General features: G+C 74.2%; 20 protein-coding genes. 9 read left to right on the plus strand and 11 right to left on the minus strand.

Going from position 1 to position 21,546, the window contains the following annotated elements; all coding sequences use genetic code 11:
* The first annotated feature begins 16 nt into the window (after positions 1-16).
* Positions 17-889: an ROK family protein gene (locus AB0G32_RS32270; RefSeq protein ID WP_361171513.1), complete on the plus strand. Its 873-nt coding sequence runs from the start codon at positions 17-19 to the stop codon at positions 887-889.
* A gap of 1 nt (position 890) precedes the next feature.
* Here AB0G32_RS32270 and AB0G32_RS32275 read toward each other — a convergent pair whose 3' ends face one another.
* Positions 891-1,928, minus strand: coding sequence for a 3-dehydroquinate synthase family protein (locus AB0G32_RS32275; protein ID WP_361171444.1), 1,038 nt, complete (start codon positions 1,926-1,928; stop codon positions 891-893).
* 372 nt (positions 1,929-2,300) lie between these two features.
* Entirely contained in the window at positions 2,301-2,456 is a 156-nt protein-coding gene (locus AB0G32_RS32280; protein ID WP_136327069.1) for a hypothetical protein, read from the minus strand.
* Between the two features lie 256 nt (positions 2,457-2,712).
* Between AB0G32_RS32280 and AB0G32_RS32285 the strand changes: the two genes are divergently transcribed.
* The 3 genes from AB0G32_RS32285 to AB0G32_RS32295 all read left to right on the plus strand — a co-directional run bounded on the left by AB0G32_RS32285 (position 2,713) and on the right by AB0G32_RS32295 (position 6,197).
* The gene (locus AB0G32_RS32285) at positions 2,713-3,801 is read left to right on the plus strand and encodes a MerR family transcriptional regulator (RefSeq protein ID WP_361171447.1); all 1,089 of its coding nucleotides are present in this window, start codon (positions 2,713-2,715) and stop codon (positions 3,799-3,801) included.
* 139 nt (positions 3,802-3,940) lie between these two features.
* Positions 3,941-5,668 (plus strand): GAF domain-containing protein, encoded by a 1,728-nt coding sequence (locus AB0G32_RS32290; protein ID WP_361171450.1) that lies wholly within the window; start codon positions 3,941-3,943, stop codon positions 5,666-5,668.
* Between the two features lie 91 nt (positions 5,669-5,759).
* Complete coding sequence (locus AB0G32_RS32295; RefSeq protein WP_361171453.1) at positions 5,760-6,197, plus strand: pyridoxamine 5'-phosphate oxidase family protein; 438 nt, start codon at positions 5,760-5,762, stop codon at positions 6,195-6,197.
* Positions 6,198-6,256: 59 nt separating this feature from the next.
* Here AB0G32_RS32295 and AB0G32_RS32300 read toward each other — a convergent pair whose 3' ends face one another.
* Both AB0G32_RS32300 and AB0G32_RS32305 read right to left on the minus strand, forming a co-directional pair.
* Positions 6,257-6,949 (minus strand): response regulator transcription factor, encoded by a 693-nt coding sequence (locus AB0G32_RS32300; protein WP_361171456.1) that lies wholly within the window; start codon positions 6,947-6,949, stop codon positions 6,257-6,259.
* Positions 6,950-7,070: 121 nt separating this feature from the next.
* Entirely contained in the window at positions 7,071-7,280 is a 210-nt protein-coding gene (locus AB0G32_RS32305; protein ID WP_361171459.1) for a hypothetical protein, read from the minus strand.
* 237 nt (positions 7,281-7,517) lie between these two features.
* On the opposite strand from AB0G32_RS32305, the gene AB0G32_RS32310 reads away from it, so the two are divergent.
* Positions 7,518-8,750: a cytochrome P450 gene (locus tag AB0G32_RS32310; RefSeq protein WP_361171462.1), complete on the plus strand. Its 1,233-nt coding sequence runs from the start codon at positions 7,518-7,520 to the stop codon at positions 8,748-8,750.
* 24 nt (positions 8,751-8,774) lie between these two features.
* On the opposite strand, the gene AB0G32_RS32315 is transcribed toward AB0G32_RS32310, so the two are convergent.
* Positions 8,775-10,151 (minus strand): MFS transporter, encoded by a 1,377-nt coding sequence (locus AB0G32_RS32315; RefSeq protein WP_361171465.1) that lies wholly within the window; start codon positions 10,149-10,151, stop codon positions 8,775-8,777.
* Positions 10,152-10,265: 114 nt separating this feature from the next.
* Here AB0G32_RS32315 and AB0G32_RS32320 point away from each other — a divergent pair, with 114 nt between their 5' ends.
* Positions 10,266-10,775: a MarR family transcriptional regulator gene (locus AB0G32_RS32320; protein WP_361171468.1), complete on the plus strand. Its 510-nt coding sequence runs from the start codon at positions 10,266-10,268 to the stop codon at positions 10,773-10,775.
* Between the two features lie 16 nt (positions 10,776-10,791).
* Here the strand turns inward: AB0G32_RS32320 and AB0G32_RS32325 are convergent, their stop codons facing one another.
* The 3 genes from AB0G32_RS32325 to AB0G32_RS32335 are packed head-to-tail and all read right to left on the minus strand — an operon-like array spanning position 10,792 to position 13,224.
* Positions 10,792-11,682 carry an alpha/beta hydrolase gene (locus AB0G32_RS32325; RefSeq protein WP_361171471.1) on the minus strand — a complete coding sequence of 297 codons (891 nt, stop codon included), beginning with the start codon at positions 11,680-11,682 and terminating at the stop codon, positions 10,792-10,794.
* Between the two features lie 14 nt (positions 11,683-11,696).
* Positions 11,697-12,653 carry an amidohydrolase family protein gene (locus AB0G32_RS32330; RefSeq protein WP_361171474.1) on the minus strand — a complete coding sequence of 319 codons (957 nt, stop codon included), beginning with the start codon at positions 12,651-12,653 and terminating at the stop codon, positions 11,697-11,699.
* Between the two features lie 10 nt (positions 12,654-12,663).
* Complete coding sequence (locus tag AB0G32_RS32335) at positions 12,664-13,224, minus strand: quercetin 2,3-dioxygenase (RefSeq protein ID WP_361171477.1); 561 nt, start codon at positions 13,222-13,224, stop codon at positions 12,664-12,666.
* An 89-nt stretch (positions 13,225-13,313) separates the two neighbouring features.
* Here AB0G32_RS32335 and AB0G32_RS32340 point away from each other — a divergent pair, with 89 nt between their 5' ends.
* Positions 13,314-14,222, plus strand: a complete 909-nt coding sequence (locus AB0G32_RS32340; protein WP_361171480.1) for an AraC family transcriptional regulator — start codon at positions 13,314-13,316, stop codon at positions 14,220-14,222.
* Here the strand turns inward: AB0G32_RS32340 and AB0G32_RS32345 are convergent.
* On the minus strand, positions 14,191-16,092 hold the full coding sequence (locus AB0G32_RS32345) for an ABC transporter ATP-binding protein (protein WP_361171516.1): 1,902 nt from the start codon (positions 16,090-16,092) through the stop codon (positions 14,191-14,193). The two genes, AB0G32_RS32340 and AB0G32_RS32345, sit on opposite strands and share 32 nt — an antisense overlap.
* Positions 16,093-16,320: 228 nt before the next feature.
* Here AB0G32_RS32345 and AB0G32_RS32350 point away from each other — a divergent pair, with 228 nt between their 5' ends.
* Positions 16,321-17,220: a lysylphosphatidylglycerol synthase domain-containing protein gene (locus AB0G32_RS32350; RefSeq protein ID WP_361171519.1), complete on the plus strand. Its 900-nt coding sequence runs from the start codon at positions 16,321-16,323 to the stop codon at positions 17,218-17,220.
* Positions 17,221-17,235: 15 nt separating this feature from the next.
* On the opposite strand, the gene AB0G32_RS32355 is transcribed toward AB0G32_RS32350, so the two are convergent.
* Positions 17,236-18,855 (minus strand): VWA domain-containing protein, encoded by a 1,620-nt coding sequence (locus AB0G32_RS32355; protein WP_361171483.1) that lies wholly within the window; start codon positions 18,853-18,855, stop codon positions 17,236-17,238.
* Positions 18,856-18,910: 55 nt separating this feature from the next.
* A complete protein-coding gene (locus AB0G32_RS32360; RefSeq protein WP_361171486.1) occupies positions 18,911-20,110 on the minus strand; it encodes an AAA family ATPase in 1,200 nt (399 codons plus the stop codon).
* 299 nt (positions 20,111-20,409) lie between these two features.
* On the opposite strand from AB0G32_RS32360, the gene AB0G32_RS32365 reads away from it, so the two are divergent.
* Positions 20,410-21,546 carry a mechanosensitive ion channel family protein gene (locus AB0G32_RS32365; protein WP_361171489.1) on the plus strand — a complete coding sequence of 379 codons (1,137 nt, stop codon included), beginning with the start codon at positions 20,410-20,412 and terminating at the stop codon, positions 21,544-21,546.

Below are 21,546 nucleotides of genomic sequence, written 5' to 3' on the forward strand. Positions count from 1 at the left end.
CCGGCTGGGCATCGACATCGGCGGCACGAAGGTGGCGTTGCGCGTCGAGCACGACGACGGTGGCGTGGCGGAGTCGTCCTTCCGGTGGGCCGGGCGGGCCTCCCCCGACGACGATCTCGGCCTGCTGGCCTGGCACGTCGGGGAGTTGTGCGCGGGGCGCCCGCAGGGGCTGCGCGGTGTCGGGGTCGCGCTGCCCGCCACGCTCGACGCCGCCGGTACGGTCACCGTCTGGCCGGGCCGCCCCGCCTGGGCCGGGTTCGGCCTGGGCGCCGCCCTGTCCGCGCTCTTCGGTGCCGCCGAGGTGGCGTGCGCCGACGACGGTGACCTGGCCGCCCTGGCCGAGGCGGACGCGGCCGGCTGCGCGGACCTCCTCTACCTCGGCGTCGGCACCGGTGTCGGTGGCGGTCTCGTGCTGGCCGGACGCCCCGTGCCCGGCGTGGGGCGTGGTTCCTGCGAGGTCGGCCACCTCGTCGTCGACCGCTACGGACCGCTGTGCGACTGCGGACGGCGCGGCTGTGTACAGGCGGCGGCCTCGGGTCCGGCGACCCTGCGCCGCGCGGCCCGGCACCGGGGAGCGGAGGTGCCGTCCACCGCGTTTTCGCAGGCCGTGGCCGACGGCGAGCCGTGGGCCGTGGCCGCGTTGCGGGAGAGCTGCGCCGCGCTCGCCGCGGCCGTGGCCGGCATCTGCGAACTGACCCGCCCCGCGCTGGTCCTCATCGGCGGCGGCTTCGCCGCGGCCGTGCCGGACCTGGTGCCGATGGTGGCCGAGCGGACCACGGCCCTGCAACGCCCCGGGCACCCGCTGCCCCCGGTACGTCCCGCGCTGCTGGGCGGGCTGTCCTCCCTGCACGGCGCGGTGCTGCTGGCCCGGGGCCTGCCGGCGGGGTAGTTCAGTCAGGTGTCCGGTCCATCCCGGCCAGTGTCGAGGCGACGGTCTCCTCGGGCACCCCGGACACCAGCCCGGGGCCATCCGGGCCGTCCAGGACGAAGGTCAGGCCGTGTGTCGCCTTCTTGTCCAGCCGCATCACCTCGATCAGGCGCCGCGCGTCGACCCCGGCCGGCAGCGCGGTCGGCAGGCCGTAGCTCCGCACCACCTCGAGGTGTTCGGCCGCGCGGGCCGCGTCGATCCGGCCGAGGGCCAGCGCGAGACGGCCCGCGAACACCGTGCCGACCGCCACCCCCTCGCCGTGCTTCAGCGCGAAGTCGGTCACGATCTCCAGGGCGTGTCCCAGCGTGTGGCCGTAGTTGAGGATGTGCCGGCGCCCCGAGTCCCGTTCGTCGGCGGCGACCACCGACGCCTTGAGTGCCACGCTCGCCGCGATCTGCTCCGGCAGCGGCAGCCCGCGCAGGTCGCCGGCGCCGATGAAGTGACAGCGGGCTATCTCCCCGTAGCCGTTGAGCATCTCCCGCTCGGGCAACGTGCGCAGATGGTCGGTGTCGCACAGCACGGCGGCCGGCTGCCAGTAGGCGCCCAGCAGGTTCTTGCCCTCGGGGAGGTTGACCGCCGTCTTGCCGCCCACGCTGGCGTCCACCTGGGCGAGCAGTGTCGTCGGCAGGTGCACCACGGGCATCCCCCGGTGGTACAGCGCGGCGGCCAGTCCCACGACGTCGGTGGTGGTGCCACCGCCGCAGGAGACGACCGCGTCCGAGCGGGTCAGCCCGAAGCGCACGAAGGCCCGGCCCAGTTCCTCCACGGTCGCCAGTGTCTTGTCCGCCTCGCCGTCCCGGGCCCGCAGCACCACCGACGGCATCCCCGGGTCCGGCAGCCACTCCTCGGGCCGCGCGGACACCATCGCCACCCGCCGCGCACCGAGCCCGGCGAGGACCGCGGCCAACGAGTGCCGCACGCCCGGCCCGATGTCGACGGGGTAGGAGCGCTCGCCGAGTTCGACCATGACCCGGGTGTGCGGCTGAGCCGACGCCGTCATGCGCTGCCCGTCCTTCCTCGTCCGATGCCCGGCCGCCCACCGGCACCGGTCCCGGCCCCATGCCTACCCGGATGCACGCGGCGGCCAACCGCCGTCCGCCCGGTACGTGTCCGGCCGGCGACGGCTCCGGCCCCCACCCCTCCACGGTCCTGGCCCGGCACAGCCGCAGTCCGCGGTGGGCATGGAAAAAGGTGCGGGTGCAGGCACGGACCGCCAAGTGTTCATGGGCCTTCGACACCCGCATGATCACCAGGTCCGTGCCTGCACCTGCACCTTCTCCCATGCCCGAGCCGGGACGTCCGCCCCGGCTCCGGACCAGCCCGGCACTACGGACGGCTCGCCATCACGCAGCAGCCCCTGGGCGCTCCGACTCTAGAAGAAATGCTTGCGTCCGCCGACCGCACGACCGGTCGCACCCAGGATCCACAGGATGACGCCCACCAGAATGAGGATGCCACCGATCGTCGTCAGCAAGCCCATGCCGACCAGCAGGCCGATGATCAGCAGAATAAGCCCAAGAATGATCATGTCGAAACCCCATCTTCGATTCCGGCTCAGGCGCGTTTGCGCATGAGCTTCACAAGGGCCTGAGTCGTCCCTTAGCTGGTAGGTCCCGGCCAGTTCCGACTGCCAGGACCTCGGTGCGATAGCCCTTGTGCCCGGCGACACGGCGTTCACGCACTCTTTCGAAACTTCGTTCAGTTCGCCGTCTCCTCGGCCGCCCTCCGCTCCGTTTGACTCTCGACCTTGTCGAGGGCTCAGAGTTCCGGGTGTGGAGAACGAGATGCGCAGTATCGGGGAGATGGCCCGGGACGGCGGACTGAGCGTGAGCGCGCTGCGGTTCTACGACCGTACCGGTGTGCTGAGTCCCGCCTGGGTGGACCCGGTCAGCGGCTACCGCTGGTACGAGCCGGCGCAGTTGGCGGAAGCCCGGCTGCTGGCCCGGCTGCGCCGGGCGGGCATGCCGCTGGCGGACATCCGGCTCGTACTGGCCGCCTGGCCGGGCACGGACACGGACCTGGTGCGGGGGCTGCTACAGGCGCACCTGCGCCGTCTCGAACTGGGTCTGGCCAATACCCGCACCGAGTTCTCCGCGATCCGAGCCCTTCTCGATCAAAGGGAGAACCAGAACCCCATGACCACACTTCGCACCCCCACCGTCCGGTTGTCCGTGCCCGCGCCGGAACTGGCCGCCGCCCTGGACGCGGTCCGCTTCGCGGCCGGTACCGATCCGGAGCTGCCCGTGCTCGGCGGCATCCTGTTCGACATCGAGGGCCCGAACCTCGACGTGGTGGCCACCGACCGGTACCGGCTGGCTGTCGCACGGGCCCGGACGGCGGGACACGGCGGTTCTCGGGTCCAGGCCGTTGTGCCGCTGCCGCTCAGCGACGCGATCCGGGCACTGCTGAACGACGCGGAATCCGTCCGGCTGACGGTGGACGGTGACCGCGTCACGCTGGACGCCGGAGACCGGCAGGCGGCCGGCCAGACCCTCGGGCACGAGTTCCCCGACTACCGTCGTCTGGTCCACCTGTCGGCCGGGCACCGGGCCACCGTCGGCACGGCAGCCTTCCGGCGGTCACTGGAGACCGGTCCGGTCCGTACGAGCGAGACACCCGAGCAGGACGGTGAGCCCGCTGTCCTCAGCGTACTCAGGGTGACGGCGGACGGAACCGTACTCGTGTGCGCCGACGGCGACGACGACCAGAACAACGTCGCCGTCAACCGCGAGTACCTGCTCCACGCGCTCACCGCCGGGGCCCGGGACGAACTGGTTCTGGAACTGGGCGCGCCCGCTGCCCCTCTCGCCGTCCGCCGCCTCGACGACGAGACGAGTTTCTCGCTCCTGATGCCGGTCCGGCTGAAGGACTGACCGTACGTCGACCGCCCTGACGCGGCCCGTCCGGACCACTGTGGACACCCCGGCTCGGTCTCACCGGCCAGTGCCGGGGCCATAGGATCGACGCGCGGTGAGGGAAGGGGTCGGGTGCGTCTTCCCGGAGGGAGTGGGGATGGCCGAGAGTCCGGCGGCGGGGCACCGGGACGGTCCGGTCGCGCCGCGGTTGCGGCTGGACGAGTTGCTGGAGGGGCTCCAGACCCAGGTGGCGCAGGTGCGCGCGACCCGGGACCGGGTGCACACCCTGCTGGACGCGGTCCTGGCCATCGGCTCCGATCTGGACCTCGACGTGGTGCTGCGGCGGATCACCGAGTCCGCGGTGGCTCTGGTGGACGCCCGGTACGGGGCGCTGGGCGTGCTCGGTGAGGAAGGGCGGATCAAGCAGTTCATCACCGTCGGCATGGACGAGGAGACGGCCGAGGCGATCGGCCCCTACCCGGAGGGCCACGGCATCCTGGGACTGCTGATCAAGGAACCGCGCCCGCTGCGCCTCGCCGACCTAGGCAGCCATCCCGCGTCCGTGGGCTTCCCCAAGGGACATCCGCCGATGACCACGTTCGTGGGGACGCCGGTGCGGGTGCGTGACCGGATCTTCGGGAACCTGTATCTGACCGACAAGCGCGACGGGGCGCAGTTCGACGACGAGGACGAGGCGGTGCTGCGCACGCTCGCCGCCGCGGCCGGGGTGGCCGTCGACAACGCCCGGCTGTACGAGGACAGCCGCCGCCGTGAGCAGTGGCTGGCGGCCAGCAGTGACCTGACCCGCAGCCTGCTCTCGGGCACCGATCCGGACCAGGTGCTGCACCAGGTCGCCGGTACCGTCCGGGCGCTGGCGGGGGCCGATCTGGTGACCGTGGCGGTGCCGCTGGACGGCGGCGACGACCTGGTGATCGAGGCCGCCGACGGGGAGGGCGCCGGACAGGTGCGGGGGCTGGTACTGCCGCCGGTCACGCTGGCCGCGCGGGTGTACCGGACCAACACCCGGATGGCCAGCGCCACGCTGTCGGCCGAGTCGCAGGACGGCGGTGGCTCGGCGGGGCGGATCGCGCTGGGGCCGGGGTTCCTGCTTCCGCTCGGCGGCCACCAGGAACACGCCCGCGGGGTGCTCCAGGTCGCCAACCTGCCCGGGCGGCCGGAGTTCTCCGAGGCCACCATGGGCATGATCAGCGGGTTCGCCGACCAGGCCGCGCTGGCCCTGGAGATCGCCGAGCACCGGCGTGAGGCCGAGCGGCTGATGGTGTTCTCGGACCGGGACCGGATCGCCCGTGATCTGCACGACCTGGCCATCCAGCGGCTGTTCGCCTCCGGGCTGACCCTCAACTCGGTGCTCGGGCGGATCGCCGACCGGCCCGAGGCCGCCGAACGGGTCCGGCGGGTGGTCGACGACCTCGACGACACCATCAAGACGGTGCGCGGCACGATCTACGCGCTGCGCGAGCGGGACCGGCCCGGCGGGCGCGGCAGGCTCCGCGCCGAGCTGCTGGCCGAGACCGACCGGGCGGCCGGCCCGCTCGGCTTCACGCCCGCGCTCAGGATGACCGGCCTGCTGGACACCTGCGTACCCGACGAGTACGCCGGTCAGCTGCTGGCGGTGGTGCGGGAGTCCCTGTCGAACGCCGCCCGGCACGCGGGCGCCACCCAGGTCGAGGTCACCGCCGAGACCGACGGCAGCCGGCTGTCGGTGCGCGTCGCGGACGACGGGACCGGCCTCGACCCCGCCGTCACCCGGCGCAGCGGCCTCGACAACCTGCGCCGGCGCGCCGCCGAGCTGGGCGGCACCTTCACCGTCGGGCCGAACGAGCCCTCCGGGACCGTGGCGGAATGGACGGTTCCGCTCGTCTGACCAGGGACTGGGCGCACCCGGCGGCGCGGTACCGCTCCAGTGGGGCCGACCGGCCCTGGTTGCGGGCCGAAGCCACTGGAACGATGGGCCGATGTTCCGAAACGACGTCTTCGGCGCCCTCGACCGGGCGGAGTGCCTGCGCCTGCTCGCCGAGGTGCCGGTCGGCCGCGTGGTCTACACCCGGCAGGCACTGCCCGCCGTCCTCCCGGTCAACTTCTCGCTGGACAGCGGCGGTTCGGTCTTGCTGAGTACTTCGCCGGAGTCCGGTCTGGTGCACGCCGTCGACGGGGCCGTGGTCGCCTTCGAGGCGGACGAGTTCGACGCGGAGACCCGGTCCGGGTGGAGCGTGGTCGTCACCGGGCGGGCCGCGCTGGTGCGCGATCACGCCGAACACGAGCGGCTGTCGCGGTCCGGAGCCGGGTCCGGTTCCTGGCTGCCGCTGCGGGAGGCGGTGTTCCTGCGGATCGAGTCCGAGATGGTCACCGGACGCCGGCTCCTGGGGACGCCCGGAGCGCCCGGCACGCGCTGAGCGACGGCGGCCGGACCGCGAACTCCCCTCCCCTCGCCCGCCGTGCACTTCGCGCGAGCTCAGCGACCGTCGCGGCGCAGCCGGTCCTGGGCCTGGGTGGCGATGACGGCGGCCTGGATGCGGCGCTCCACACCGAGCTTGGCCAGCAGGCGGGAGATGTGGTTCTTGACCGTCTTCTCGGCGAGGTAGAGCCGGCCGCCGATCTGCCGGTTGGTCAGGCCCTCGCCGATCAGGGCGAGGATCTCCCGCTCCCGCTCGGTCAGACCCGGCAGGGCGTCGGGCTCGGGCTCCGGTTCCCGGTCCTGGCGCAGCCGGGCCATCAGCCGGGCGGTGGCGCTCGGGTCGAGCAGGGACTGGCCGGCGGCCACGGTGCGCACGGCCGACACCAGGTCGGAGCCCTGGATCTGTTTGAGCACGTAGCCGCGGGCCCCGGCCATGATGGAGTCCAGCAGGGCCTCCTCGTCGTCGAACGAGGTCAGCATCAGACAGGTCAGTTCCGGCATCCGCGAGCGCAGTTCCCGGCACAGGGTCACACCGTCGCCGTCCGGCAGGCGTACGTCCAGCACCGCCACCTGAGGGCGCAGGGCGGGAACCCGGACCAGGGCCTGGGCCACGGTGGCCGCCTCACCGACGACCGTGATGTCCGGTTCGTCGTCCAGCAGGTCGCGCACCCCGCGCCGTACCACCTCGTGGTCGTCCAGCAGGAAGACCCGGATCGAGTGGTCGGGTCCGGGCTGCTCGCCGTCGGCCATGGGAATGCTCCTCGTTCTGCGCTGTCCGGTACGGCACCGGCCGCCCGTCGGTGGCGGCCTGGCCGGTGCCCTGCGCAGAGTCTCGGTGACCGGGGGCGCCGGTGGCCAGGGCCGACCGGCCCTACAGCAGGGCGGCGGGGAGCGGGTACGCGGTCCAGTACCGGTGGACCGCCGTACCGGCCGCGACGGCCAGGCCGGTGGCCGCCAGGCCGGCGATGGCGATGGTGGCGCCGATCAGCCCCAGGTGGCCGAACATCGGCTTGCGCGCGAGGACCGGCGCGCGGCCGGGCGGATCGGCCCCTCCACTCGCGGACCGGGAGGCGCCGGGCAACGGGGGACGGTCGGCGGCGCCTCCCGGCCGCGGTCCCATGATCTTCGGCGCCCCCCCTGCCGGACAGGGCCGAACGGTCCCCGTCCCGGCCGCCGGCGGGGCCCAACATCCCTTTGGCGGCGGCGAAGGCCCGGAAACGGTCTTATCCGCCGGGCGCCGGATGCACTATGACATTCGGTGTGGTCCGCCACCGCGCCGCCCGGCGCCGCCCGGCAGCGTCCGTCGAAGGGAACGCGAGTGTCCGAGCAGCAGAAACTCGTCCTCGACCCCACCGCCCGCGACCATCACGCCGAGTACCGGGCGCTGCGCGCACGGGGTCCGGCCACCCGGGTGGACGTCCTCGGGCTGACCGCCTGGTCGGTGGGTGATCCGCGGCTGCTGAGGCGGTTGCTCACCAGCGAGCAGGTGTCCAAGGACGGGCGCGCGCACTGGCCCGGGTACGCCGAGACTCTCGCCACCTGGCCGCTCGCGCTGTGGATCGCGGTGGACAACATGTTCACCGCCTACGGCGGCGATCACCGCAGGCTGCGCCGGATGGTCGCGCCGGCGTTCACCGCCCGGCGCGTCCAGGCGCTGCGGCCGGACGTGGAGGCGATCGTCGGCACGCTCCTCGACGAGCTGGCCGCCCGGCCCGCCGGAGTGATCGTGGACCTGCGCGAGGAGTTCGCCTATCCGCTGCCGATCGCCGTGATCGGCCGGCTGATGGGCGTCGGGGACGACCACGGCAAGGGGTTTCGCGCCATGGTCGACGCCGTCTTCGCCACCACGCTGACCGCCGCGGAGGCGGCCGCCAACACGGCCGGGCTGTACGAGTCGCTGGACCGGCTGATCGCGGCCAAGCGGGCCGCGCCGGGGGACGATCTGACCTCGCTGCTCATCACCGCCCGCGACGAGGAGGGCGACGGTACGGGTTTCACGGACGGCGAGTTGCGCGACACGCTGCTGCTGATGATCAGCGCCGGGTACGAGACCACGGTCAACGTCATCGACCAGGCGGTCACCGCCCTGCTGACCGATCCCGGGCAGCTCGGCCACCTCCGGGCCGGCCGGGCCGGCTGGGACGACGTGGTGGAGGAGACGCTGCGGTACGAACCCGCGGTCAAGCACCTGCCGCTGCGGTTCGCCCTCGCCGACATCCCACTGCCGGACGGGCAGACCATCGCCCGGGGGGACGCGATCCTCGCCTCCTTCGGCGTGGCGAGCCGGGACCCGGGCTGGCACGGTCCCACGGCCGACCGCTTCGACCTCACCCGGCAGGTGAAGGACCACATGGCGTTCGGGCACGGCGCGCACTTCTGCCTCGGCGCCCCGCTGGCCCGCCTGGAGGTCGGCACCGCGCTGAGCGGTCTCTTCGACCGGTTCCCCAATCTTGAACTCGCCGTACCGGCCGAGGAGTTGCGACCGCTTCCGTCACTGATCAGCAACGGCCACCAGGCCCTGCCGGTCCGACTGCGACCGGCCGACGGCTGACCCCGTCAGCGGTCGGCCCTCCCGTCAGCGGTCGTCCGCCCCGCCCCGGTCGTGCAGGCGCACGCCGAGCAGCACCACGGCCAGGGACGCGGCGCCGACCGCCGCCGCGCTCCACACGCCCGCCCGGACGCCGAGCGGCAGCAGTACCGCGGCGGCGAGCGCGGCGCCGAGTTCGCGGCCGCCCGCGGTGACGCCCGAGGCGACGCCCGCCTTGCCGCGCTGGGCACGGGCCAGTCCGGCGGCGGAGGTGGTGGGGACCAGCAGCCCCCAGCCGGCGCCCATCAGGACCAGCGGGGCGACCAGCGCGCCGTAGTGGTCGAAGACCAGCGGGATGACGGCCAGGGCGGCGATCAGCAGGGCCGACCCGAGGACCATCGCGCCCCGGACCCCGAACCGGCCGATGGTGCGGCCGGCCGCGAGCGCCGCGACGATGTTGCCGCCGGCCAGCGGCAGCAGCGCCACTCCGGCGACGAAGGGCGTCATGCCCAGCTCGTCCTGCAAGCCCATGCTGACGATGTAGAGGGTGCCGAAGAACGCGGCGGTGCCCACCACGGTGACCACGGCGTTGGCGCTGAACGGCAGGTCCCGCAGCTGGCTCAGCGGCAGCATCGGCGCGGACGCCCGCCGCTCCACCCGGCCGAACAGCCAGACCGCCGCGCAGGCGAGTACGACACCGGCGGCCAGCGCGGCCGGCGGCAGCGCCCGCCAGTCGTGGGCGAGGAAGGCCACCAGGCCGAGCAGCACCACCATGACCAGCAGGCCGGGCAGGTCGAGGCGGGCCCCGCCGCCGCGCAGCAGCGGCAGTACCGGCCGGCCCACCAGGGCGAAGACGACGGCGAGCACGGCGACGGCCAGGAACATCGCGCGCCAGGACGAGACCGACACCAGCGCGCCGCACAGCACCGGGCCCAGCGCCGCGCCCAGCGCGTTGGCGCCGGCCCAGATGCCGATGGCCCAGGACAGCCGGCCGGGAACGTCCTGGTACACGAACTGGATCAGCGCCAGCGCGGACGGCAGGACGAGGGCCGCCCCCACCCCTTCGCCGAAGGTGCCGACGACCACGAGGCCCACGGTGGGGGCGACGGCGGCCACCAGGCTGAAGGCGGTGAAGATGCCCAGCCCCACCAGGAAGATCCGCCGGGCGCCGAACCGGTCGGTCAGCGCGCCGCCGGTCAGCGACAGCATCGCGAAGGCCAGCGTGTAACCGGAGAGCACCCAGCCGATGGCCGTGCCGCCCGCGTCGAAGGTGGCGCGGATCTCGGGCGAGGCGATGTTGAGGCCGGAGGTCAGCAGGATCACCAGCAGGGTGCCCAGGCTGGTGCTCGCCAGCACGATGCCCGGCGACCGGCGCCGGGGGGCCAGCGCGTCACGGGCCGCCGGTGAGAGAACTTCACGTTGCATGTCACCGAGCGTATAGGTAGTTCGCGAGCGAAACAAATGCCGGGAAGAGAGAGAGCCGCTGACGTGCGGGAGTAGGGTGAGGAAACCAACAACTGAGAAGGAAGCGAACGAAATATGAGCGCTGACGCCGTCGATGCCGCGGCGCAGGAGTGGGCGACGGCCTGGCCGCGGCTGGACGTCTCGCCGGGCGAGGTGCTCGCCCGCGTCCAGCGGCTGGCCCAGGTGATCGAGGAGGCGCAGAGCCGGCGGCTGCGCCGGCGCCCCGGCATGGTCGTCAACAACCTCGGCGACTTCGACGTCCTGCGGGCGCTGCGCCGGGCCGGACCGCCGTACGCGCTGACGCCGACCCGGCTGCGGCAGGCCATGCTGGTCTCCGGCGCCGGGCTGAGCGGCCGGCTGAAGCGGCTGGAGCAGGAGGGGTGGATCGCCCGTACGGCCTCGCCGGACGACGGGCGGTCCTCCCTGGTGAGCCTCACCCCGCAGGGCGTGGCCGATCTGGACCGGGACCTCGAGGGGCACTACGCCTTCGAGTCCGATCTGCTGCGCGCCCTGGACGTCGGGGGGCGGCACCGGCTGGCCGGTGATCTGCGCACCCTGCTGCTCGACCTGGAGTCCCGCCCCTGACGCGCCCCGGTGGCTCTCAGCCGCCCGTGCAGCGGCGGGCGAAGGCGACGGTACGGGCGTAGCAGTCCGCCACGTCCGCCTCCGCCAGGCCGACCCAGAGGTGGTCGCCGCCGCCGACCAGCCGCAGGTCGGGGTGGTGCCCGGCGGCGCGCAGGGCCTCGGCGAGGCGGACGGACTGCCGGGCGGGGACGAGGGAGTCGTCGGTGCCGTGCAGGAGCAGGAAGGGCGGCGCGCCGGGCCCGGCGTGGGTGACCGGGCTGGCGGCGCGGGCCGCGTCGGGCCGGTCGGCCGGGGCGCCGCCGAGCAGCAGCGCCTCGAAGGAGGCCGGGTCGTGGGCGTCGTACGTGCCCTCGGGCCGGTCCTCGGCGAGGCCGGGCAGGTCGCTGGGGGCGTACCAGGTGACGCACCCGGCGACGGTGCCGGCCGGCTGGGTGAGCGCGGTCAGCGCGGCGAGGTGGCCGCCGGCCGACTCGCCCCACAGGACGGTGCGCGCGGGGTCGACGCCGAGGTCGGCGGCGCGGGTGCGCAGCCAGGCCAGTACGGCGGCCAGGTCGTCCTGCTGGGCCGGGTGCGGGGCCTCGCCGCTGAGCCGGTAGTCGGGGCAGACGACGGCGAACTGGGCCCGCGCGAGCTGGGCGAAGGGGTCCGGTGTCCAGTCGCGGAAGCGGGGGCCGAGGTCGTCGCGCAGCCCCGTGCGCCAGGCGCCGCCGTGCACGAAGACGACGACCGGCAGCGGGCCGGCGGCGTTCTCGGGCAGCCACACGTCGGCGGTGAGCGGGCGGCTGCCGTCCCGGACGGCGTACACCGCGCCGCGCAGCAGCGTCACGCCGTCGGCGGGGCGGGCCGGGTGCGGCAGGGGCAGTATCGCCGGGTCGGGCGGGGCCAGCAGGTGGAACGGGAAGGTCACGGCGGTGCCTTACGTCAGGCGGTACGGGACAGGACGCGGCGGGCGTTGGCGGTGGTGAGGGTGCGCCAGTCCGGGTGGCCCTCGGGGGCGGGCGCCGCGTCCAGGCCCGCGATGTGCGCCTCCACCCCGGCGGCCGGGGTCCAGCAGTGGTCGCTGCCGTACAGCAGGCGGTCGGTGCCGACCAGGTTCAGCAGCGCCGGGAGCTGCCGCGGCAGGGCGGGGCCGGCCAGGTCGTAATAGAGGCGCTGGAGCTGTGCGACGGCGTCGGGGGCGTCGGTGCCGGCCGGCATGAACATCTTCATGAAGCCGTTGATCCGGTCGGCGAGGACCGGCAGGGCGCCGCCGCAGTGCGGGACGATCACGGTGAGGTTCCGGTACCGGTCGAGGGTGCCGGACATCAGCAGGTCGGTGACGGTGCGGGCGGTGTCGAAGATGAACTCGACCATCGGGCGCGGGCGGCCGAGCGCCGACTGCTCCCAGCACACCGGCGAGGTGGGGTGCAGGAAGACCACCGCGCCGCGCCGGTCCAGCTCGGCCCAGACCGGTTCCAGGTCCGGGTTGCCGAGGTAGGTGCCGTGGGTGTTGGTCTCCAGCACCACGCCGTCGGCGCCGAGCGTGTCGTAGGCGTACGCGATCTCCGTGAGGGCGCCGGCCACGTCCGGCAGCGGCAGGGAGGCGAACAGGCCGAAGCGGCCGGGGTGGGCGCGTACGGTCTCGGCGCCGTCCTCGTTGACCTCACGGGCCAGCGCGCGGGCGGCGGTGTCGTCGCCGAAGTGGATGCCGGGCGAGGAGACCGACAGCATCGAGGTCTCGATGCCGCAGCGGTCCATCAGCGCCAGGTGCGCCTCGGCCGACCAGGTCGGCCAGGCGGGCACGCCGTCGGGCAGCTCGTGCCCGGCCGCGCGGGCCTGGCGGACGTAGGAGTCGGTGACGAAGTGGGCGTGGACGTCGAGGTATCCGGGGGTGCTCATGCGCCGCTCCTCACTTCTCCGTGCGCCACTTGTGGTCGGGCAGGAAGTTCACGTCGTACTGCTGCGGCACGGTGCCGAACTTCTGCGGCTCGGGCACGAACGGGCGCTGCGGCGGGGAGAGTTCGTCGGTGGGGGTGCCGAGGTTCTCGAAGAACCGCTCGAAGGTGCCGCCCGGTCCTGCCGCCACGCCGACGATGCGGCTGTGGTGGCGCTCGATGCGGTAGGCGTGCGGGCAGTTCTTCGGGACGAAACCGAAGTCGCCGACGGTGAGCAGCTTCTCGTACTGCTCGCCCTCCAGGTCCTCCACGAACAGCCGCACGGCGCCGTCGGTGATGTAGAAGACCTCGTAGGTGTCCGGGTGCGAGTGGGCCGGGATGATGTCGCCCTTGGGGCCCTCGCAGGTGAAGAAGTTGAACGTGTTCTCGGTCTGCTCGCCCCCGGCGTAGATCGTGAACATGTCGGTGAACAGGTGGGCGCGGTCGCCCATGCCCTTCTCGATGAAGTACGGCTTGCCCGGCTCCGGCGGGATGTGGGAGCGCTGGCGGTAGCGGGTGGCGAACTCGATGGTCATGGGTGATCGGTCCTTCCTGCGGCTCGCGGACGGCTCCCGCCAACCTAGGACCGGCCGGGGAGGGTGGTCGGCATACACTCGGGCACGCGATGAAGAAAAACGGACAGTTCGCGGCCGGCCGCCGGCCGGGCGGTGTTCCGACGGTGTCCTACCGCCCGACGCCGGGCCGGCCGCCGGGCCTCGAAGTGCTCGATCTGCCGGGCCTCGCCGCCCGCGCCGAGGAGCGGGAGCGCCCGCTCACCGCGCCGGTGCGGCCCGCCTTCCATCTGGTCGTCGCGGTCCGCGGCGGGCGGCTGGCCTGCGCGGTGGACTTCACCGCCTACACCCTGGGCGCGGGCGACTGGCTGTGGGTGTGGCCGGGGCAGGTGCTCCAGTTCCCGGACGGCACCGGGGCGGACGCCGACGCCACCGTGCTGGTCTTCCCGACCGGCTTCCCGAGCGCCGCGACGGACGCCCTGATCCGGGACGGCGAGCACGCCCCGTACCGGCTGATCACCCCGGACCCGGCGCGCCAGGCGGCACTGCTGCGGCTGCTCGACGCGCTGGTGGCGGAGCACGCCGGGCTCGGCGACCTGACGCTGGAGGCGTACGTCGAGACACTGCGCGACCTGCTCGCGGTGATCCTGGTGCGGCTGGTCCACCTGGCCGACCCGCGCCGCCGGACGCGCGGCGCCGGCAGCGAGCCGTTCGACCGGTTCCGGCGGGCGGTCGAGGAGGACTTCGGGCGGACCCACCGGGTGGAGGACTACGCCGCCCGGCTGGGCTACAGCCCGCGCACCCTGACCCGGGCCACGCGGGCGGCCCTCGGGGTCGGTGCCAAGCGCTACATCGACGACCGGGTGCTGCTGGAGGCGAAACGCCTGCTCATTCACACCGCGCTGCCGCCCGCTGTGATCGGGGAACGGATCGGGTTTGGCTATCCGACCGTGTTCAGCGCGTTCTTCCGGCAGCACACGGGGATGACACCTACTGAGTTCCGGTCCCAGACGAAGCCCTGACGGCGGCGTCGGCCGGGCGGTCCGCGAACTGGGTGCGGTACAGCTCGGCGTACCGGCCGCCGGCTTGGAGGAGGGTGTCGTGGGTGCCGCATTCCACGATCCGGCCGGCCTCGACGACCAGGATCTGGTCGGCGGTGCGGACCGTGGACAGGCGGTGCGCGATGACGACGGCGGTCCGGTCGGCGAGCGCCTCGGTGAGCGCCTCCTGGACGGCCGTCTCCGAGGTGTTGTCCAGGTGGGCGGTGGCCTCGTCGAGGATGACGACGCGCTGGCGGGCCAGCAGCAGCCGGGCGATGGTCAGGCGCTGGCGCTCGCCGCCGGAGAGGCGGTAGCCGCGTTCGCCGACCACCGTGTCCAGGCCGTCCGGCAGGGAGCGTACGAGGTCGTCGAGGCGGGCCCGGCCGAGGGCGGCCCACAGGTCGGTGTCGGTGGCGTCGGGCGCGGCGAGCAGCAGGTTGGCGCGGACGGTGTCGTGGAAGAGGTGGCCGTCCTGGGTGACCATGCCGACGGTGGCGCGCAGCGAGGCGGCGGTCAGCTCGCGGACGTCGACGCCGCCGATCCGGACGGTGCCCGAGTCGGCGTCGTACAGGCGCGGCAGCAGCTGGGCGACGGTGGACTTGCCGGCCCCGGAGGAGCCGACCAGGGCGACGGTCCGGCCGGGTTCGGCGCGGAAGGAGACGCCGTGCAGCACCTCGGCGCCGCCCCGGCCGTCCAGGGTGGCGACCTCCTCCAGGGAGGCGAGGGAGACCTGGTCGGCGGCGGGGTAGCCGAAGCGGACGTCGTCGAACTCGACGGCCACCGGCCCGTCGGGGACCGGGCGTGCGCCGGGCCGCTCCTCGATCAGCGGCTTGAGGTCGAGCACCTCGAACACCCGCTCGAAGCTGACCAGGGCGCTCATCACCTCCACCCGGGCCCCGGCGAGCGCGGTGAGCGGCGCGTACATCCGGGTGAGCAGGAGCGCCAGGGCGACGACGGCGCCGGGTTCCAGGGTGCCGCGCAGGGCGAGCCGGCCGCCGAGGCCGTAGACCAGGGCGAGGGCGAGCGCGGAGACCAGGGTGAGCGCGGTGATGAACGCGGCCTGCGCGGTGGCGGTGCGCACTCCGACGTCCGCGACCCGGCGGGCCCGCTCGGCGAACCGCGCCGACTCCTCGCCGGGCCGGCCGAAGAGTTTGACCAGGGTGGCGCCGGGCGCGGAGAAGCGCTCGGTCATCCGGGTGCCCAGCGCGGCGTTCAGGGCGGCGGCCTCGCGCTGCATCCGGGCCATCCGGCCGCCCATCCGGCGGGCCGGGATCACGAAGACCGGCAGCAGTACCAGCGAGAGCAGCGTGATCTGCCAGGAGAGGGTGAGCATGACGGCGAGGGTGAGCAGCAGTGTCACCAGGTTGCTGACGACTCCGGAGAGCGTGTTGCTGAACGCCCGCTGGGCGCCGATGACGTCGTTGTTGAGACGGGAGACCAGCGCTCCCGTACGGGTACGGGTGAAGAACGCGACCGGCATGCGCTGCACATGATCGAAGACGGCGGTGCGCAGATCGAGGATGAGGCCCTCGCCGAGCCGCGCCGACAGCCGCCGGGAGAGGATGCCGAGCGCCGCCTCCGCGACGGCGATCGCGGCGATCAGCAGGGCGAGGCGGACGACGGTGCGCTCGGCGCCGCCGGACACGATCGCGTCGACGACGCGGCCGGCCAGCACCGGGGTGGCGACGGCGAGCAGCGCGGTCACCACGCCGAGCAGTACGAACCAGGTGATGCGGCGGCGGTGCGGGCGGGCGAAGGCGCCGATGCGGCGCAGGGTGGCGCGGGCGAAGGGGCGGCGGTCCCGCTCGGCGTTGAGGACGCTGTGCAGCTGGGTCCAGGCGGTGGTCTCCATGCTCATGCGGCAGACGGTAGGACCTCAAGCAATCTTGAGGTCAAGGCCCGGCCGCTGTCCGTCCGTAAGCCGCCGTCCGCGTGGCGGGCACCGGGAGTTGGGGCGGTGCGGGAAGGCTGTACCGATGTGACTGCCGTAGACCTCCCCGCCGCTCCCACGGGACGCGCTCCCCGGCGTCCGCGCCGCGTCCCGGCCCACCTGACGCACCGCGTCCGCCAGATCCTCTGTCTGCTGCCGCTGCTGCTGGTCGCCGTGGTCGCGGTGCGGCAGCGGTCGGTGCTCGCCGAGGGGATCGGGCATCTCGGCACGGCCCGCTGGCCCTGGCTGCTGGCCGCCGTCGCCGCGACCTGTCTGACCTGGGTCGCCGCCGCCTGCACCCGGCAGGGCGCGGTGGTGGAGCGGCTGCCCGGGCGGCGGCTGCTCGCCACCCAGTTCGCGGCCGGCGCCGCCAACCACCTGCTGCCCAGCGGGCTGGGCGCGGGCGCGGTCAACCTGCGGTTCCTGACCGTGTGCGGGCTGCCGCTGGCCCGTTCCTCGGCGGCGCTCGCGCTGTATCTGCTGGCGGAGAGCGTGGGCCGGGTGGCGCTGCTCGGGGCGCTGCTGCTCGCGTTCCCCGGCGCGCTGCGGCTCGGGGAGCTGCTGCCCGCGGGGTTCCTCGGCCCGCTGCTGCTCGGCGCGGTGGCGGTGCTGGTGGCGGCGGCGGCCGTACTGCTTCTGGTCCGGCGGCTGCGGACGGCTGTCGTCGGCTTCCTGCGGACGGCGCTCGGCGAGGCCCGTTCGGTGCACGCCCGTCCGGCGCGGGCGCTGGCGCTGTGGGGCGGTTCGCTCGCCTTCCCCGCGTTGCAGGCGACCGCGCTGGTGCTGACCGGACGGGCGCTGGGGCTGCCGGTGCCGGCCGCGCACATGGCGCTGGCGTACCTGGCGGCGACGGTGGCGGTGGCGCTGGTGCCGACGCCGGGCGGCCTCGGCTCGGTGGAGGCCGCGCTGGTGGTGGCGCTGGTGGCGGCGGGCGGCCCGGCGGCGGTGGCGACGGCGGTGGTGCTGGCGTACCGGATCATCACCGTCTGGCTGCCGCTGCTGCCGGGGGCGCTGACGCTGGGGGCGCTGGTGCGGCTGAAGGTGATCTGAGGCGCCCCCGGGGGCTCAGATCGTTCGGAACAGGTCGGCGGCGGCGTGCACGTCGGTGAGGTCGTCGATGGAGCGGACGTTGTCGCACAGGGCCTCCAGGACCGAGCCGGTCCCGGCCGCGTCCGGGACACCGATGGCCACGCCGAAGAGACGGAAGTCCAGCCGGTGCTTGGCCTCGTTCCAGCCGCGTGTCCACTCCTCGCTGACCTCGCAGGCGTCGTCGGTGATCAGCACGATGTCGCCGCGGGCGCGGGCGGCGTCGTCGAACTCCTCGGCCAGCAGGCCGACCGCGGCCGACAGCGGGTGCTGGAAGTCGGTGCCGCCGCCGAGGAAGGTCTCGGCGAACTCGACGACCTGGGCGGTGCCGGCCGGCTGGTCCGCCGGGAAGCGGAAGACGCGGAGCCGGCCGGCGGCGGAGAACAGGATGCCGACGAAGTCCCGCCGCGCGGCGCGGGCCTGGTCCAGCAGGGCCAGGGCGCAGCCCTTGGACCACGCCTCCCGGGTGATGCCGCCGGGCCCGTCCGCGTACATGGAGTGCGAGGTGTCGACGCAGGCGATGACCGCGCCCCGGCCGGTGCGCTGCTCGCCCTGGCTGTCGTAGAGCATCAGTTCCCCGGCCGCGTAGCGGGCGGCGAACACCGCGCGCAGGGCGGGCAGGCCGAGGTGGGCCAGTTCGGAGGGGATGACGCGGGAGAGGTCGTCGCCGAGGGTGACGCCGATCAGTTCCCCGGTGGTGTTCTCGACCTTGCGGGCGCGTTCGCCGTCGGCCATCTGCCGGAAGCGGCCGATCAGTTCGGCCCAGCGGGCGAGCCGGCCGGTGCGCAGCCGTTCGGCGAGCCGGGCCCGCTCGTCGAACGGCATCCGCTCCAGTTCGCCGGGGCCGACGCCCCAGGCCCGCAGCAGCGCGGCCTCCTCCCGTACGGTCCGGGTCGCCGCGGCCACCGCCGTGCGGGCGGCGGTGCGGACCTCGCCGGCCGCCGCCGCCAGCGCCCGCACGGCGGCCTGCCCGGCCTGCCGCGCGGCGGCCCCGGCCGTCTCCGCTTCGCCGATCGCCCGCTGTACGGCGTCGGCGGCCGGGGCCGGCACGGTGCCGTCCGCGCCCGCCCCCTCGGCGGCCCCCCGCAGGGCCTCCCCCACGGCGCCCGCCGCGCCCTCGGCGGCCCGCCGGGCCCGGCCCGCCCGCTCGGCCCGGGCCTGGGCGTCCCGGGACCGCGCCAGCATCCGGCGCAGCGCGGCGCCCTGGGCGAGTACGGCCATGGCGGCGGCGTAGGGATCGCCGGCCGTCTCCCGGCGCAGCCCGGCGAAGTCCGCCGACTCCACCAGCGCGGTGACGATCTGGTGGTTGACCAGCCGGGTGGGGTCCATCTCGGCGCGCTCCCGCAGACCCGGGACGGCCTGGTAGGCGGCCAGGAACACGTCGGCCAGCAGGTCGGTGGCGTGCGGGTGGCACTCGGTCAGTTCGGCGGCGAGTTCCCGCAGGCCGGCCGACTGCTCGTAGGTGTCCCGCCAGGCGAACCGGGCGAACCGGTCGGCGGCCACGGCCGAGGTGTGCCGCTCGGGCGGGCCGGCGGACAGTCCGAGCCAGGTCCCGGCCCGGCCGGCCAGCTCGCCGAGGGTGGTCGCGTCGCCGTTCACGGCCGGACCCGCGCCGGGCTCGTCCCGGCGCGCACCCGGCCGATGGCCGTGCCCTTCACAGCTGCGCCCGCACCATGCTCGCGTCCACCCCCAGGGCCTCGGTGAGAACGCGGGCGCGGACCGCGCGCTGGCGGCCGGTGACGCGGTCGATGGCGGTGGTGGACCGGCCCGCGCCGGCCGCCTCCGCGCGGAGTCTCTCCAGCCGTTTGCCCGCCGTGGCGAGCTTGTGGTGGGCCTGCTTGATCACCCACTCGCTCAGCGCCTCGCGGGACTGCCCGGCCATCGCGTCGAGCTGGGCCTCCAGTTCGTCGAGGGTGTCGGCGAGGTCGAGCGCCTCCTTGGCGTCCGGGTTGACCAGGTGCAGCACCTCCCGCTCGACGGCCGGGCGCTGCGCGGGCGAGTCCCACAGCACATGGGTCAGCACGGAGAGGTCGGTCGCGGCGACCGCCGGCCGCCCGTCGAGGTAGGCGGACGCCTGGAGCAGGCGTACCGCCTGGCGCCAGCGGCGGTCGGAGGCGATGAGTTCCTTGCGGCGCAGGGCGGCCCGCAGGGTGCACACCGCGTCGACGACCGGGTCCGGGACCGCCACGTCCGGCACCTCCTCGGTCACGGCCCGCTGGAGCGCGGCCAGCGCCACGGTGGTCCGCACCGGCGGCTCGGGGCGGCTGACGGCGGAGCGGACCAGCGCGGCGAAGTTCGACGGGTCGGTCAGGTAGCCGACCTCGATGCGGACCAGCAGCCGGTCGTAGATCGCGGCCGAGTCCTCGCCGGTGGGCAGTTCGTTGCTGGCCGTGATGGCTCCGAGGAGGGGGCAGCGGATCGGCTCGCCGCCGTTCTCGGGGTGGTAGATCCGCTCGTTGAGATAGCCCAGCGTCTCGTTCAGCGCGGCCGTGGAGCACTTGAAGATCTCGTCGATGAACGCCACGTGCGCGGTGGTGGCGCGGCCCTCGTAGACCTGCCGGTACTCGCCCCGGGCCAGCGCGGCCACGTCGATGGGGCCGAACATCCGGGTCGGCGCGGTGAACTTCGACAGCAGGATCTCCCAGTACGACGCCCCCTCGACCCGGCCGGTCAGCTCCCGCGCCAGTTCGGACTTGGCGGTGCCCGGCGGGCCCAGCACCAGTGAGTGCTGTCCGGCCAGCAGCGTCACCACCAGCGTCCGCACCACGTCGTCCCGCTCGTAGAAGCGGTCCGACAGCTCGTCGCTGATCGCCCGCAGCCGCGCGGCCGTGTCCCGCGCGCCCTGTGCCCCCATGTACGCCGCTCCTCGAATCCTCGCTCCGCCACCCGTCGCCGCCCGAGCAACATAACGCGGACGGACCGGGCCGGGGCCCCTCGTTCGCAGCGGCCCGGTGGCCGAAGCACCACCCCGGCCGGCCGGCGCGGTACGGTCCACCGGCCGGGATGCGGCAGGATGAGCGGTCGCGCCGCTCGAACAGGTTGCCGAGCGACGTGCACGCCCAACCGGAAACGAGCAGGTGACGACGTGACACAACCCCGCATCCGGCCGTCGGCGAGCGTTCTCGCCGCCGCCTGCGCCCCCGGAGGTGACCGGTGACCCGCGGCCTCACCGCGAACGACCTGGTCGTGGCCGGTATCGCGCTGGCCGCCGGGCTGCTGACCGCCTTCCTGCTGCGCGCGCTGCTGCGCTGGCTGGCCGGGCACGCCGACCGCACCCGCTGGAGCGGGGACGACGTGATCGTGGCCGCGCTGCGCACGGTGGCGCCGTGGGCGGCGGTCTCGGGCGGTGTCGCGGCGGCCGCGGCGGCGCTGCCGCTGACCGGGCCGGTCCAGCACACCGTCAACCAGGTGTTGCAGGTCCTGCTGATCTTCGTGGTGACGGTGTCCGCGGCCCGGGTGATCGCCGGGCTGGTGCGGACGGTCACGGCGTCCCGCTCCGGGGTCGCCGGGTCGGCCACGATCTTCGTCAACATCACCCGGGTGCTGGTGCTGGCCATCGGCTTCCTGGTGGTGCTCCAGACCCTGGGGATCTCCATCGCCCCGCTGCTCACCGCCCTGGGCGTGGGCGGTCTGGCCGTCGCCCTGGCGCTCCAGGACACCCTGGCCAACCTCTTCGCGGGCATCCACATCCTCGCCTCCAAGACCGTGCAGCCCGGGGACTACATCCGGCTGAGCAGCGGCGAGGAGGGCTATGTCGAGGACATCAACTGGCGCCAGACCACCGTCCGCGACCTGTCCAACAACCTGGTGGTGATCCCGAACGGCCAGCTCGCCAAGTCGAACATGACCAACTTCATGCGGCCCGAGCAGGAGCTGACCATCACCGTCCAGGTCGGCGTCGCCTACGACAGCGATCTGGAGCAGGTGGAACGGGTGACGGCGGAGATCGTCACCGAGGTGATGACGGAGATCACCGGCGCCGTCCCGGAGCACGAGCCGGCCATCCGCTTCCACACCTTCGGCGACTCCCGGATCGGCTTCACCGTCATCCTGGGCGTCGGCGAGTTCAGCGACCAGTACCGGATCAAGCACGAGTTCATCAAGCGGCTGCACCGGCGCTACCGCGCGGAGGGCATCCGCATCCCCTCCCCGGCCCGGACGGTCGCCCTCCAGCAGGGCGCGGTGGTCTTCCCGCAGCAGCGCACCAGCCCGCCGAGGTCCACGGCCGACGTCCTGGCCGATTCCACCGCGGACCCCTGTCGTGACGAGCCCGGTCACGAGATATCTTGA

The sequence above is a fragment of the Streptomyces sp. NPDC023723 genome (assembly GCF_040639815.1).
Lineage (GTDB): Bacteria > Actinomycetota > Actinomycetes > Streptomycetales > Streptomycetaceae > Streptomyces.